Source organism: Streptomyces sp. NPDC087420 (assembly GCF_044744165.1).
Taxonomy (GTDB): domain Bacteria; phylum Actinomycetota; class Actinomycetes; order Streptomycetales; family Streptomycetaceae; genus Streptomyces.
Genome location: NZ_JBIUXU010000003.1, coordinates 194,428 through 207,762, shown reverse-complemented (window position 1 = coordinate 207,762; position 13,335 = coordinate 194,428). Strand labels below are relative to the sequence as shown.

Below are 13,335 nucleotides of genomic sequence, written 5' to 3'. Positions count from 1 at the left end.
GAATGCCCAACGCGCGCGGTTGCGGATTTCATCCCTCCGCAACAATCCGCCGCCCTCCGAACAGAAAGATGGGCCGCTGGTCCTAGGACGCGACGTAGGTCTCGATGTAGGTCTCGTCCTAGGACACGCGGCCCTTCGCGGGAGGGTCAGCGGGTGGCGGGGACGGCTTCCCTGGCGGCCTTCTCCGGGGTGGCAGGGACCGCTTCGTACGGTGTCGAGGGCACCGTGTGGAGTGCGGCCTTCGCCTTGGTGGTGGGGTTGAGGTCCTTGTGGACCGCCTTGGCCACCGCCTGGATGGTGTTCACGCCGTCGTTCATCGTCTTGTTGTCGTGCGTGAGCACGGTGATCAGGTAGTTGTGGCCCTTGCCGGTGAAGGCGCCGATGCTGTGCACGCGCCACCCGTGGGTGGACCGGGACAGCCAGCCGTTCTTCAGCTGGACGGTGGCGGAGGCCGGGGCGCCGGCCGGGACGCCCCAGCGCTGGGACGCGATGACCTTGTTCATCTTGCCGAGGATGTAGCTGCGGGAGTTGTCGCTCAGGACCGTGTTCTTCGAGGTGATGAGCGTGAGCAACCGCTGCTCGTCGTGCGCGGTGATCTGGGTGAGCCCCCAGTACTGCCCCGCGCCCGGCGTGGTCTGGGTCAGGCCCGCGGCCTTGAGGAAGCCTTTGATCTTCGTCGGGCCGAGCTGCTTCCAGAGCGTGCTGGTCGCCGCGTTGTCCGACTTGGTGATCATCGCGGTGGTGAGGTCGACCTCCTTCTTCGTGAGCAGGCGGTTCGTCTTCTTCGCGTCCCAGAGCAGGGTCGCGAGGACGGTCACCTTGACCACGCTGGCGGAGTCGAACTTCTGCGTCGCGCGCAGGCTGCAATTTGTCTTGGTCGTACGGTCGTACACCGCGACGGCCGTGGTCGCCTTCCGGCCCTTGAGGGCCGCGGTGATGTCCTTGGTCAGCTTGGCGGCAAGGCCTGCCTTGCCGGAGGTGCAGGTGACCGTGGGTGTCGCGGCCGTGGCGGGCGCCGCGGCGGCGGCCACCGGCACGAGCACACCCGCGGCCACCGGCACGAGCACACCCGCGGCCAGCGCCACGGAGAGCGCGCCACGGGTGCGCCGGGACACGCGTCCGGATATTCGATGGTTGGTCATGAGAGTGTTCCGCCCCCGTCAATACGTCTGTACGTCTGTACGTCGTACGAGCGCGCTGTGCGGCGCACTCGCAGACATGACAGCCGGACGGGGACGAATGGTTGTACGAAGCCGGGGCCCTTTACTGAACCGTGTCGAGGTGCGTCGGCGCGAACATCCTCAGGCGGGCCGGGAGCACCACCACCGAGGGACCCGGCGACGCGAGCGCCTTCGCCAGGTCCTCGCGCAGCGACTCCGGCGTCGTACGGACCGCGGGCACGCCGAAGGATTCCGCGAGCGCCACGAAGTCCGGTCCCGCCAGGTCCGTCCCGGTGGTCTCGCCGTACGCGTCGGTCAGGTACTCCCGCAGGAGGCCGTAGCCCCCGTCGTCCACGATCAGCCAGGTGACCGGCAGGCCGTACTGGCGGGCGGTGGCCAGTTCGGCGAGCGAGTACATCGCGCCCCCGTCGCCCGAGACCGCGAGGACCGGTTGGGTGGGGTCGGCCGCCGCCGCGCCGAGGGCGGCGGGGAAGGCGTAACCGAGGCCGCCCGCGCCCTGCGCCGAGTGCATCGGTCCCGGCCAGGCGGCCCACGCCCAGTAGGTGAGGATCGTCATGTCCCAGAAGCTGGCGGCGCGCGCGGGCAGCGCGTCCCGTACCGCCGTGAGGATCCGGCGCTCCGGTTCGAGGTGCTGGGCCGCGATCCGCGCCTCGACGGCGGCGAGGACCGTGCGGACCGACCCGGCCGCCCCGGTGGGGTCGCGCCGGTCCCCGGACTCCAGCGGTTCCGACTCCAGCAGCGCCGACAGCGCGGCCCTGGCGTCGGCGTGGATGCCCAGCGCGGGGTGGTTGGCCTCCAGCTTGCCGAGGTCCGCCTCGATCTGGATCACCCGGCCGCGCGGGGCGAACGTGTGGTAGTTCGAGGACAGTTCGCCCAGGCCCGAGCCGACGACGAGCAGGACGTCCGCGTCCTCAAGGAAGTCCGTGGTGTGCCGGTCCTCGATCCAGGACCGCAGGGACAGCGGGTGCTCCCAGGGGAACGCGCCCTTGCCGCCGTACGTCGTCACGACCGGCGCGGCCAGCTTCTCGGCCAGCGCGCGCAGCTTGCCGGACGCGTCGGCCCTGACGACCCCGCCGCCCGCGACGATCACCGGGCGGGCCGCGCCGGCCAGCAGGTGGGCGGCCACGGCGATCAGTTCGGTGCGCGGCGACAGCTCGCGCGGGGTGGCGTCCACGGCGGTGACGGGCGGGAGGGTCGTGGGCGCGCTCAGCACGTCCGCCGGGATCTCCACCCAGACCGGACCGTGCGGGGCGGTGAGCGCCGACTCCCAGGCGGCGGCGATCGCGGACGGGATCTGTGAGGCCGTACGGACGAGGTGCACGGACTTCACGACGTCGCGGAACGACGCCTGCTGGTCGCGCAGTTCGTGGAGATAGCCGTGGCGTCCGCCGCCGAGGCCGGCGCGCGGGACCTGGCTGGAGAGGGCCAGGACGGACGCGGACGCGGCGGCGGCCTCCTGGAGCGCGGCGAGGGAGGTGAGGGCGCCGGGCCCGGTGGAGAGCAGCAGCGGGGCGACCTCGCCGGTGGTACGGCCGTAGGCGTCCGCCGCGAAGCCCGCGTTGTTCTCGACCCGCAGGCCGACGTAGGTCAGCGAGGAGCGGCGCAGCGCGTCGAACACGGCCAGGGCGTGCTGTCCCGGCAGCCCGAAGACGGTCGTCGCGCCGAGCCCGTACAGCGTCTCGGTCACCAGGTCGCCGCCGGTGCGGCCGGGGGGCGGGGAGAGGGCGGCGGCGAGCTGGGCGGGGGTGAGGCGGGGGGTGTCGTGGTCGTGGTCGTGCATCACAGGGCCCAGGGGCGGAGGCCGGGGACCTCAGCGTGGAAGTCGGGGGCGGACATCACAGCGCGGAGAGGCGGGGCGGGCGTCACGGCGCCCCGGTCGAGGACGGCCGTCACAGCGCCCCCGCGCCCAGGTCGCGGGCGTCGGCGATCTGGCGGGACATGATCGTCGTCAGTTCGTACGCCGTGTGCGAGGCGGCGACGGACGTGATCTCGGCGTGGTCGTACGCGGGCGCGACCTCCACGACGTCCGCCGAGACCAGGAGGCAGGAGGCGAGCCCGCGCACGATCTCCAGCAGTTCGCGGGAGGTGAGCCCGCCGGCCTCCGGGGTGCCGGTGCCGGGCGCGTGCGCCGGGTCCAGTACGTCGATGTCGACGGAGATGTAGAGCGGGCGGCCCCCGATGCGCTGCCGCAGCTGGTCGGTCACCTCGTCCACCCCGCGCCGCATGACGTCGGCCGAGGTGACGATCCCGAAGCCCATCTTCGCGTCGTCGTCCAGGTCCTTCTTGCCGTACAGCGGACCGCGTGTGCCGACGTGGGAGAGCGCCTCCGTGTCGAGGATGCCCTCCTCGACCGCCCGGCGGAACGGGGTGCCGTGGGTGTAGGCGGCGCCGAAGTACGTGTCCCAGGTGTCGAGGTGGGCGTCGAAGTGCAGCAGCGCGACGGGCCCGTGCTTCTTCGCGACGGCGCGCAGCAGCGGCAGCGCGATGGTGTGGTCGCCGCCGAGCGTCATCAGCCGGGCGCCGGTCCCGAGCAGGTCGTCGGCCGCCGCCTCGATGGTGTCCACGGCCTCGTTGATGTGGAAGGGGTTCGCGGCGATGTCACCGGCGTCGGCGACCTGCGCGAGCGCGAACGGCGAGGCGTCCTGCGCCGGGTTGTAGGGGCGCAGGAGCCGTGAGGCCTCGCGGATCGCGTTGCCGCCGAAGCGGGCGCCGGGGCGGTACGAGACCCCGGAGTCGAAGGGCACGCCGACGACGGCGACGTCGGCCCGGCCGCCCACCTCGTCGAGCCGCGGCAGCCGGGCGAACGTGGCGGGCCCGGCGTACCGCGGGACGCGGGACGAGTCGACGGGGCCGCGCGGCTGCTCGGTGCTGCTCATCCGAAATGCCTTTCTTCGTACGATCGGGGTGCCGGCCGACCGTACCAAGCGACCGGCACCGCCTCCTAAGGACGCCGCAGGGGAAGCCCCGTCTTAAGGAAGCCGCTCGGGCGCCTCCTCCTAAGAAACCCGCACCGTCTTCAGCGCGCCGCCCCAGGCGATCACCTGGTCGAGCACCGTGGTGAGGGTCTCCTCCAGCCGGGGTGTCGGCTTGAGGACGGAGTAGTTCTCGAAGTCCGCGTGCAGGTCGAGCGCGACCTGCGCGCGGACGGTCGCGACCTGGAGCTCGGCCAGGGACAGCCGCAGGTGCTCGACGGCGCGGACCCCGCCGGCGGCGCCGTAGCCCACGAACCCCGCCGCCTTGTTGTTCCACTCGGCGTACAGGAAGTCGAGGGCGTTCTTCAGCCCGGCGGGGACCGAGTGGTTGTACTCGGGCGTCACGAAGACGAAGGCGTCGAAGCCCGCGATCGTCGCCGCCCAGTCCTTGGTGTGCTGCTGGCCGTACTGGGCGGCGGCCGGGGGCATGCCCTCGTCCAGCATGGGCAGACCGACGTCGGCGAGGTCGATCAGGGTGAACTCGGCGTCGTCGCGCTTGGTCGCGACCTCCATCACCCATTTCCCGACGACCTCGCCGACGCGGTTGGGACGGGTACTGCCGATAATGACGGCGATCTTCAGCATTGCTGTCTCTTTCGGTCGTTCTGCTGTTGAATGTCTCCTATCACCCGCTTGATCAGGCCGGGTGGTGACACGACTCACGCGGCCCCGGAACCTGTTCCGCCCGCCCACCCTGGACACCCTCACGAACCCCCCGGTAACTTAAATTGAGCAAGCGCTTAGGACAGCGGGCGCTGAGGAATCGAGTCGCGGCCGCGCCGTGGGGCGCCGGCCGCAGAGGGAGGGCCCGAGCCGTGCGCCGTACCGTGTACAACGAGGACCACGAGGCGTTCCGGGAGACCATCCGCGCCTTTGTCGAGGCCGAGGTCGTCCCCGTCCACGACGAGTGGCTGGCGGCGGGCCAGGCTCCCCGCGACTTCTACTACAAGCTCGGTGAGTTGGGCATCTTCGGGATCGAGGTTCCGGAGGAGTACGGCGGCGCGGGCGAGGAATCGTTCAAGTTCCAGGCCGTCATCTCCGAGGAGTGCGCCCGCGCGGGTGTCTCCTTCGGCGGCTCGGGCGTCCATGTCGCGCTCTGCCTGCCGTACTTGAAGGCGTACGCGACCGACGAGCAGAAGAAGCGCTGGCTGCCCGACTTCGTCAGCGGCCGGGCGATGTACGCGATCGCCATGACCGAGCCGGGCACGGGCTCCGACCTGGCCGGCATGAAGACGACCGCCAAGCTGTCCGAGGACGGCACGCACTACGTCCTCAACGGCGCGAAGACGTTCATCACCGGCGGCGTCCACGCGGACCGGGTCATCGTCTGCGCCCGCACCGCCCCCTCGACCCCCGAGGACCGCCGCTTCGGCATCTCGCTGCTGGTCGTGGACACGAAGTCGCCGGGGTACGCGGTCGGCCGCAAGCTCGACAAGCTGGGCCTCAGGACCTCCGACACCGCCGAGCTGTCCTTCACGGACGTCAGGGTGCCGGTGGACGACCTGCTCGGCGAGGAGAACAAGGGCTTCTCCTATCTCGGGCAGAACCTGCCCCAGGAGCGTCTGGCCATCGCCGTCGGCTCGTACGCGCAGGCCGCCGCCGCGGTGCGGTTCGCCCAGCAGTACGTGCAGGACAGGACCGTGTTCGGCAAGACCGTCGCGTCCTTCCAGAACACCAAGTTCGAACTGGCCGCCTGCAAGGCCGAGGTGGACGCGGCGGAGGCCGTGGTCGACCGCGCGCTGGAGGCCCACGACCTCGGCGAGCTGACGCCGGCCGAGGCCGCGTCGGCGAAGCTCTTCACCACCGAGGTCGCCCACCGCGTGATCGACAAGTGCCTCCAGCTGCACGGCGGCTACGGGTACATGAACGAGTACCCGATCGCCCGGCTCTACGCCGACAACCGGGTGAACCGCATCTACGGCGGCACCAGCGAGGTCATGAAGACGATCATCGCCAAGTCGATGGGTCTGTAGACGCGACCCATGAGCCCTGTAGGCACGACCCATGAGTGAAGACATCAGCGCCTCCGGCGAGCTGGACGCCCTGGACGACCTGCTCGATCTGCTCGACCTGGAGCGGATCGAGCGGGACATCTTCCGCGGCGTGAGCCGCTTCGCGGTCGTCCCCCGCGTCTTCGGCGGCCAGGTGGCCGCCCAGGCGCTGGTGGCGGCGGGCCGTACGGTCCCCGAGGACCGCCTGCCTCACTCCCTGCACGCGTACTTCCTGCGCCCCGGCGACCCCGGCGCGCCGATCGTCTACACCGTCGACCGCATCAGGGACGGGCGCTCCTTCACCGCGCGCCGGGTGGTCGCGGTCCAGCACGGGCAGCCGGTATTCCACCTCTCGGCCTCCTTCCAGCCGGCCGAGGAGGGCCTGGAGCACCAGGCTCGGATGCCCGACGCGCCGGACCCCGAGACGCTCCCGACGGCCGCCGAGATGCTGCCGCTCTACGCGGACCGGTTTGTCGACCCGGGTGTCGCGGACCGGCTGCTGGTGGCACGGGGAGCGGTCGACCTGCGGTACGTGGACCCGCCGCCGTACGGCTCGGTGGGCGCGCCGCGGGAGCCGCGCTCGCAGGTGTGGTTCCGTACGGCCGGAAAGCTGGCCGACGACCCGCTGCTGCACGTCTGCCTGGCCACGTACATCTCGGACATGACCCTGCTCGACCCGATCCTGCTGGCCCACGGACGCGGCGGCTGGGCGGTCGGGGACGTGGTGGGCGCGAGCCTGGACCACGCGATGTGGTTCCACCGCCCGTTCCGCGCGGACGAGTGGCTGCTGTACGACCAGGAGTCGCCGTCGTCGTCCGGTGGCCGGGGGCTGGGACAGGCCCGGATCTACACGCGGGACGGCAGACTGGCGATCTCGGTGATCCAGGAGGGCGTGATCCGCACGCCGCGTGACTGATCGGGCGTCGTCCTACGGAGGACGGCGGCTGCCCGGCGCACCGGATCAGACCAGCCCGGCCTCGTTGAGCAGGTACGCCGTCATCGGGTCGTAGAAGCGCGGGTCCGTCACGTGGTCGTCCAGCGGGACGGTCACCTGGAGCGTGCCCTCCGCCTCGCCGATGAACAGCGCCGGGTCGTTGCAGTCCGCGTACCCGATCGCGTCGAGGCCCCGCTGGCCCGCGCAGCCCGCCCAGCCGTGGTCCGCGAGGACCAGGTCGGGCAGGGAGCGCCCCTCGCGCTCCAGCCCGTCCAGGATCGCCCGCATCGGCTCCGGCGAGTGCGTGTGCCAGAGGGTCGCGCCGCGCTCCAGCACGGCCACGTCGGCGAACTGGAAGACCATGCCCTCGTCGGCGGTCAGGCCGCCGGGGATCCGTACGATCTCGCACCCCGCGCTCCGCAGCGCGTCCGCCGTCTGGCGGTGGACGTCCAGCAGGCCGCCCGGGTGGCCGGTGGCGAAGAGCACGCTCTCCCGGCCCGAGGCCGCCTTGCGCAGCCGCGCGGCCATCCGCTCCAGGGCGTCGACGGTCAGCTCGGGGTCGATCGTGTCCTGGCCGGCGCGGTGCTCCGGGTCGTCGCTGACCCCGCAGCGCTCGGCCATCACGGCGAGCACGTCCTGCTCGTCGGTCCAGCGGTCGCCCAGCTCCAGGCCGAGCCAGTAGTGGCGGTCACCGTTGGCGAGCTTGCGGTAGTGCGAGAGGTTGTTGTCGCGGGGCGTGGCGACGTCTCCCGCGATACGGGTGCGGACGAGGTGGTCGACAAGGGCGGCGCGGCTCGGTATCGGCATAAGCCCATTGTGCCGTCAGCTGTACGGGCTGTGCCCCTCGTCCCGGTTTCCGGACAGGTCACCGGCCGGTTCGGCGGACAGGTCACCGGCCGGCTCGCGGGACAGGTCACCGGCCGGCTCGCCCGCCGCTTCGCCGAGCGCGGCGAAGGCACCGTGGGCCAGGCGGCGCAGCAGCGATTCCATGGCCGTGCGGCCCGGCAGGCCCGTGCCGTACGAGCCGAGGTGCGGGGTGGAGTTCAGCAGGCCGAAGACCGCGTGGACGGCGCCGCGCGCCTGGGCCTCGGGAACGTGGGGGTGGACCCGCACCACGACGCCGACCCACAGCTCGACGTACTGGCGCTGGAGCTGGCGCACCAGCTTGCGGTCGCTGTCCCGGAGGCGGTCCAGCTCGCGGTCGTGGAGGGTGATCAGCGGGCGGTCGTCGAGGGCGAAGTCGATGTGCCCGTCGATCAGCGAGGCCAGGACGGCGGCGGGGTCGGCAGGAACGGGTGTCACGCCGGGGACCCCCATCGGCCCCGTGGCGGGCCCCGCGCCCCGTACGCGCTGCCTGCCGCCCTCCAGCAGCCGGCCGCTGATCCCGACCAGCAGCTCGGCGAGCATGGCGTCCTTGCCCGCGAAATGGCGGTAGAGACCCGGGCCGCTGATGCCGACGGCGGCCCCTATCTCGTCCACACCGACGCCGTGGAACCCACGCTCGGCGAAGAGGCGCGCCGCCTCTTTGAGGATCTGCTCGCGGCGGGTCGGGGCCGCGGTCCTGGTGCTCATGGGAAATCATTCTAGACAGAGCTGTTAGCGGTCGTTAACCTGGACGCGTAGGTTAACGCTCACTAACCCAGCGAGGGAGCTACGAGCGATGCGGCAGGCACCTGTGCTGGCGAGCGCGGCGGACCCGTCCGCCGAGGCCTGGCGGGCCAACGAGACCGCCCACGAAGAGCTGGCCGACGGCCTGCGCGCCCGGCTGGCGGCGGCCCGGCTCGGCGGCGGCGAGAAGGCCCGCGCGCGGCACACGGCGCGCGGCAAGCTGCTGCCGCGCGACCGCGTGGACACACTGCTGGACCCGGGCTCGCCCTTCCTGGAGCTGGCGCCGCTCGCCGCGGAGGGGATGTACGGCGGGTCGGCGCCGGCCGCCGGGGTGATCGCCGGAATCGGCCGGGTCAGCGGCCGTGAGGCGGTGATCGTCGCCAACGACGCCACGGTCAAGGGCGGCACGTACTACCCGATGACGGTGAAGAAGCACCTCCGCGCCCAGGAGATCGCGCTGGAGAACCGGCTGCCGTGCCTCTACCTGGTGGACTCGGGCGGTGCCTTCCTGCCGATGCAGGACGAGGTCTTCCCCGACCGGGACCACTTCGGGCGGATCTTCTACAACCAGGCGCGGATGTCCGCCGCCGGGATCCCGCAGATCGCCGCCGTGCTGGGCTCGTGCACGGCCGGCGGGGCGTACGTCCCGGCGATGAGCGACGAGGCGGTGATCGTCCGGGGCCAGGGCACGATCTTCCTGGGCGGCCCGCCTCTGGTGAAGGCGGCGACGGGCGAGGTCGTGACGGCGGAGGAGCTGGGCGGCGGCGAGGTCCATTCCCGTACGTCGGGGGTCACGGACCACCTCGCGGAGGACGACGCGCACGCGCTGCGGATCGTCAGGACCATCGTCTCCACGCTCCCCGCGCGCGGCGCGTTCCCCTGGGACGTCGAGCCGGTCGAGGAGCCCAAGGTGGACCCGGCGGGGCTGTACGGAGCGGTGCCGGTGGACTCCCGTACACCGTACGACGTCCGCGAGGTCATCGCGCGGATCACGGACGGTTCGCGGTTCGCGGAGTTCAAGGCCGAGTTCGGTACGACCCTGGTGACGGGCTTCGCCCGGATCCACGGCCACGCGGTCGGGATCGTCGCCAACAACGGCATCCTGTTCTCCGAATCCGCCCAGAAGGGAGCGCACTTCATCGAGCTGTGCGACCAGCGCGGCATCCCCCTGCTCTTCCTCCAGAACATCTCGGGGTTCATGGTCGGCCGGGCGTACGAGGCCGGTGGCATCGCCAAGCACGGCGCGAAGATGGTCACGGCCGTGGCGAGCACCCGCGTGCCGAAGCTGACGGTCGTGGTCGGCGGTTCGTACGGGGCGGGCAACTACTCGATGTGCGGCCGGGCCTACTCCCCCCGCTTCCTGTGGATGTGGCCCAACGCCAAGATCTCCGTGATGGGCGGCGAGCAGGCGGCGTCCGTGCTGGCGACGGTGAAGCGGGATCAGCTGGAGGGCCGGGGCGAGGAGTGGCCGGCGGCGGAGGAGGAGGCCTTCAAGGACCCGATCCGCGCGCAGTACGAGACCCAGGGCAACGCCTACTACGCGACGGCCCGCCTGTGGGACGACGGCGTGATCGACCCGATGGAGACCCGCCAGGTGGTGGGTCTTGCCCTGACCGCGTGTGCCAACGCGCCGCTGGGTGAGCCCGGCTTCGGCGTCTTCCGGATGTGAGGGTGGGAATGTTCGACACGGTTCTGATCGCCAACCGCGGCGAGATCGCGGTGCGTGTCATCCGTACGCTGCGACAGCTCGGGATCCGGTCGGTCGCGGTGTTCAGCGACGCGGACGCGGACGCGCGGCATGTGCGGGAGGCCGACACGGCCGTACGGATCGGGCCCGCCGCCGCCTCGGAGAGCTACCTGTCCGTGGAGCGGCTGCTGGAGGCGGCGGCGCGCACGGGCGCGCAGGCGGTCCACCCGGGATACGGCTTCCTGGCGGAGAACGCGGAGTTCGCGCGGGCGTGCGCGGCGGCGGGCCTCGTCTTCATCGGCCCGCCGGCCGACGCCATCGCGCTGATGGGCGACAAGATCCGCGCGAAGGAGACGGTACGGGCGGCGGGTGTCCCGGTCGTGCCCGGATCGTCGGGCAGCGGGCTGACGGACGCCGAACTGGCCGCCGCCGCCCGGGAGATCGGCATGCCGGTGCTGCTCAAGCCCTCGGCGGGCGGCGGCGGCAAGGGCATGCGGCTGGTGCGGTCGGAGTCCGCGCTGGCGGAGGAGATCGCGGCGGCGCGGCGCGAGGCGCGCTCCTCCTTTGGAGACGACACGCTGCTGGTGGAGCGGTGGGTGGACCGCCCGCGCCACATCGAGATCCAGATCCTGGCGGACGGGCACGGGAACGTCGTCCACCTCGGCGAGCGCGAGTGCTCGCTCCAGCGCCGCCACCAGAAGGTCATCGAGGAGGCCCCGTCCGTCCTGCTGGACGCGGCGACGCGCGCGGCGATGGGCGAGGCGGCGGTCCAGGCGGCCCGGTCGTGCGGGTACGCGGGCGCGGGCACGGTCGAGTTCATCGTGCCGGGCGGCGACCCGGGGTCGTACTTCTTCATGGAGATGAACACCCGCCTCCAGGTCGAGCACCCGGTGACGGAGCTGGTCACGGGCCTGGACCTGGTGGAATGGCAGCTGCGGGTCGCGGCCGGCGAGGAACTGCCCCTCGCCCAGGACGACATCACGCTCACGGGGCACGCGGTGGAGGCCCGTATCTGCGCGGAGGACCCGTCACGCGGCTTCCTCCCCACCGGCGGTACGGTCCTGTCGCTGCGCGAGCCCTCGGGCGACGGCGTGCGGACGGACTCGGGGCTGAGCGAGGGCACGGACGTCGGCAGCGCGTACGACCCGATGCTCTCCAAGGTCATCGCGTACGGCCCCGACCGCGCCACGGCCCTGCGGCGGCTGCGGGCGGCCCTGGCCGACACGGTCACGCTGGGCGTGCCGACCAACGCCGGTTTCCTCCGCCGTCTCCTGGCCCATCCGTCCGTGGTGGCGGGCGACCTGGACACGGGCCTGGTGGAGCGGGAGGTGGCGGACCTGCTGCCGGCCGGGGTGCCGCCGGAGGTCTACGCGGCGGCGGCCGCCGTGCGCCAGGCCGCGCTGGAACCGGCCGCGTCCGGGGGGTGGGTGGACCCCTTCTCCGTACCGAGCGGCTGGCGTATCGGCGGCACACCGGCGCCGGTCGTCCATCCGTTGCGGGTGACGGGACTCGAACCCGCGATACACGAGATGAGCCCCACGGACCGCTTCCGGGTGGAGCCGGACCGGGTCACGGTCACCGTGGACGGGGTGACGCACACGTTCCACCGGGCCGGGACGTGGCTCGGCCGGGACGGCGACAGCTGGAACGTGACGGACCACGACGCGGTGACGGCCGCCCTCCTCGGCGCGGCCGGGGCGGGCGGGACCCACTCGCTCACGGCGCCGATGCCCGGGACCGTCACGGTCGTGAAGGTGGCGGTCGGGGACGAGGTCACCACCGGGCAGAGCCTGCTGGTGGTCGAGGCGATGAAGATGGAGCACGTCATCTCCGCCCCGCACGACGGCACGGTCACGGAGCTGGACGTGACACCGGGGGCGACGGTCGCCATGGACCAGGTGCTCGCTGTGGTCACCCCGCCGCCGCTGGATACCACCCCGCCGGACGCCCCGCAGGCCGACGCCGCGCCCACGCCCGCCCTCGCCCCGCAGTCCGCCGTCGCCCCGCAGGAGGAGTCATGACCGAAGGACTGCCCATGGCCGTCCCCGCGCAGGGGCTGCCGGCCCGGGTCCGGATCCACGAGGTCGGGGCGCGCGACGGCCTCCAGAACGAGAAGACGGTCGTCCCGACCGCGCTCAAGGCGGAGTTCGTCCACCGCCTCGCCGACGCCGGGCTGACCACCATCGAGGCCACCAGCTTCGTGCACCCGAAGTGGGTGCCCCAACTGGCCGACGCCGAGGAGCTGTTCCCCGCCCTCGCCGACCTCGAAGGCGTCGCCCTCCCCGTCCTGGTGCCGAACGCGCGCGGCCTCGACCGCGCGCTCGCCCTCGGCGCCCGCCGGATCGCCGTGTTCGGCAGCGCCACCGAGTCCTTCGCGAAGGCCAACCTCAACCGGACGGTGGACGAGTCCCTCGCCATGTTCGCTCCGGTGGCGGCCCGCGCCCGGGAGGAGAAGGTGCACGTCCGCGGCTACCTGTCCATGTGCTTCGGCGACCCCTGGGAGGGCCCGGTCCCCGTGCACCAAGTGGTGCGCGTGGCGAAGGCGTTGATGGACCTCGGCTGTGACGAGCTGAGCCTCGGCGACACCATCGGCGTCGCCACGCCGGGGCATGTCCAGACCCTCCTCGCCGAGCTGAACGAGGAAGGGGTGCCGACGGATGTCATCGGGGTGCACTTCCACGACACCTACGGCCAGGCGCTCTCGAACACCCTCGCCGCGCTCCAGCACGGAGTCACCACCGTGGACGCCTCGGCGGGCGGCCTGGGCGGCTGCCCGTACGCGAAGAGCGCCACCGGAAACCTCGCCACCGAAGACCTCGTGTGGATGCTCGACGGCCTCGGTGTGGAAACCGGCGTCGATCTCGGCCGGCTCACCGCCACCAGTGTGTGGCTGGCCGAACGGCTGGGCCGCCCCAGCCCCTCCCGTACCGTCCGCGCCCTCTCCCACAAGGAGTGACTGACC

At 72.2% G+C, this 13,335-nt stretch carries 11 protein-coding genes; 5 read left to right on the top strand and 6 right to left on the bottom strand.

Going from position 1 to position 13,335, the window contains the following annotated elements:
• Positions 1 to 146: 146 nt before the first annotated feature.
• From ACIO1C_RS07040 to ACIO1C_RS07025, 4 genes are all read right to left on the bottom strand, one after another.
• Positions 147 to 1,142, bottom strand: coding sequence for a serine hydrolase (locus tag ACIO1C_RS07040; RefSeq protein ID WP_401859448.1), 996 nt, complete (start codon positions 1,140 to 1,142; stop codon positions 147 to 149).
• 121 nt (positions 1,143 to 1,263) lie between these two features.
• Entirely contained in the window at positions 1,264 to 2,964 is a 1,701-nt protein-coding gene (locus ACIO1C_RS07035) for a thiamine pyrophosphate-binding protein (RefSeq protein ID WP_401859446.1), read from the bottom strand.
• Between the two features lie 106 nt (positions 2,965 to 3,070).
• Complete coding sequence (speB, locus tag ACIO1C_RS07030; protein ID WP_401859444.1) at positions 3,071 to 4,057, bottom strand: agmatinase; 987 nt, start codon at positions 4,055 to 4,057, stop codon at positions 3,071 to 3,073.
• Between the two features lie 120 nt (positions 4,058 to 4,177).
• Positions 4,178 to 4,738, bottom strand: coding sequence for an NADPH-dependent FMN reductase (locus ACIO1C_RS07025; RefSeq protein ID WP_401859442.1), 561 nt, complete (start codon positions 4,736 to 4,738; stop codon positions 4,178 to 4,180).
• A 230-nt stretch (positions 4,739 to 4,968) separates the two neighbouring features.
• Here ACIO1C_RS07025 and ACIO1C_RS07020 point away from each other — a divergent pair, with 230 nt between their 5' ends.
• A complete protein-coding gene (locus ACIO1C_RS07020; RefSeq protein WP_401859440.1) occupies positions 4,969 to 6,126 on the top strand; it encodes an acyl-CoA dehydrogenase family protein in 1,158 nt (385 codons plus the stop codon).
• A gap of 31 nt (positions 6,127 to 6,157) precedes the next feature.
• Complete coding sequence (locus ACIO1C_RS07015; protein WP_401859438.1) at positions 6,158 to 7,060, top strand: acyl-CoA thioesterase; 903 nt, start codon at positions 6,158 to 6,160, stop codon at positions 7,058 to 7,060.
• A 45-nt stretch (positions 7,061 to 7,105) separates the two neighbouring features.
• Here ACIO1C_RS07015 and ACIO1C_RS07010 read toward each other — a convergent pair whose 3' ends face one another.
• On the bottom strand, positions 7,106 to 7,885 hold the full coding sequence (locus ACIO1C_RS07010) for a phosphatase (RefSeq protein WP_161310819.1): 780 nt from the start codon (positions 7,883 to 7,885) through the stop codon (positions 7,106 to 7,108).
• 15 nt (positions 7,886 to 7,900) lie between these two features.
• The gene (locus tag ACIO1C_RS07005; RefSeq protein WP_401859436.1) at positions 7,901 to 8,650 is read right to left on the bottom strand and encodes a TetR/AcrR family transcriptional regulator; all 750 of its coding nucleotides are present in this window, start codon (positions 8,648 to 8,650) and stop codon (positions 7,901 to 7,903) included.
• Between the two features lie 88 nt (positions 8,651 to 8,738).
• Between ACIO1C_RS07005 and ACIO1C_RS07000 the strand changes: the two genes are divergently transcribed.
• From ACIO1C_RS07000 to ACIO1C_RS06990, 3 genes are read left to right on the top strand one after another with little or no spacing between them, the layout of a single operon-like run.
• Positions 8,739 to 10,355, top strand: coding sequence for a carboxyl transferase domain-containing protein (locus ACIO1C_RS07000; protein ID WP_401859434.1), 1,617 nt, complete (start codon positions 8,739 to 8,741; stop codon positions 10,353 to 10,355).
• 8 nt (positions 10,356 to 10,363) lie between these two features.
• Positions 10,364 to 12,394, top strand: a complete 2,031-nt coding sequence (locus ACIO1C_RS06995; RefSeq protein WP_401859432.1) for an acetyl-CoA carboxylase biotin carboxylase subunit — start codon at positions 10,364 to 10,366, stop codon at positions 12,392 to 12,394.
• Positions 12,391 to 13,329: a hydroxymethylglutaryl-CoA lyase gene (locus ACIO1C_RS06990; protein WP_401859430.1), complete on the top strand. Its 939-nt coding sequence runs from the start codon at positions 12,391 to 12,393 to the stop codon at positions 13,327 to 13,329. Before ACIO1C_RS06995 ends, ACIO1C_RS06990 begins: the two co-directional genes overlap by 4 nt.
• Positions 13,330 to 13,335 lie beyond the last annotated feature (6 nt).

Excerpts from the sequence above, each read along its gene's own strand:
- ACIO1C_RS07000 (WP_401859434.1), top strand. The coding sequence starts at position 8,739 with ATGCGGCAGGCACCTGTGCTGGCGAGCGCGGCGGACCCGTCCGCCGAG.
- ACIO1C_RS07005 (WP_401859436.1), bottom strand. The coding sequence starts at position 8,650 with ATGAGCACCAGGACCGCGGCCCCGACCCGCCGCGAGCAGATCCTCAAA.
- ACIO1C_RS07010 (WP_161310819.1), bottom strand. The coding sequence starts at position 7,885 with ATGCCGATACCGAGCCGCGCCGCCCTTGTCGACCACCTCGTCCGCACC.
- speB (WP_401859444.1), bottom strand. The coding sequence starts at position 4,057 with ATGAGCAGCACCGAGCAGCCGCGCGGCCCCGTCGACTCGTCCCGCGTC.
- ACIO1C_RS06995 (WP_401859432.1), top strand. The coding sequence starts at position 10,364 with ATGTTCGACACGGTTCTGATCGCCAACCGCGGCGAGATCGCGGTGCGT.
- ACIO1C_RS07025 (WP_401859442.1), bottom strand. The coding sequence starts at position 4,738 with ATGCTGAAGATCGCCGTCATTATCGGCAGTACCCGTCCCAACCGCGTC.
- ACIO1C_RS07040 (WP_401859448.1), bottom strand. The coding sequence starts at position 1,142 with ATGACCAACCATCGAATATCCGGACGCGTGTCCCGGCGCACCCGTGGC.
- ACIO1C_RS06990 (WP_401859430.1), top strand. The coding sequence starts at position 12,391 with ATGACCGAAGGACTGCCCATGGCCGTCCCCGCGCAGGGGCTGCCGGCC.
- ACIO1C_RS07015 (WP_401859438.1), top strand. The coding sequence starts at position 6,158 with ATGAGTGAAGACATCAGCGCCTCCGGCGAGCTGGACGCCCTGGACGAC.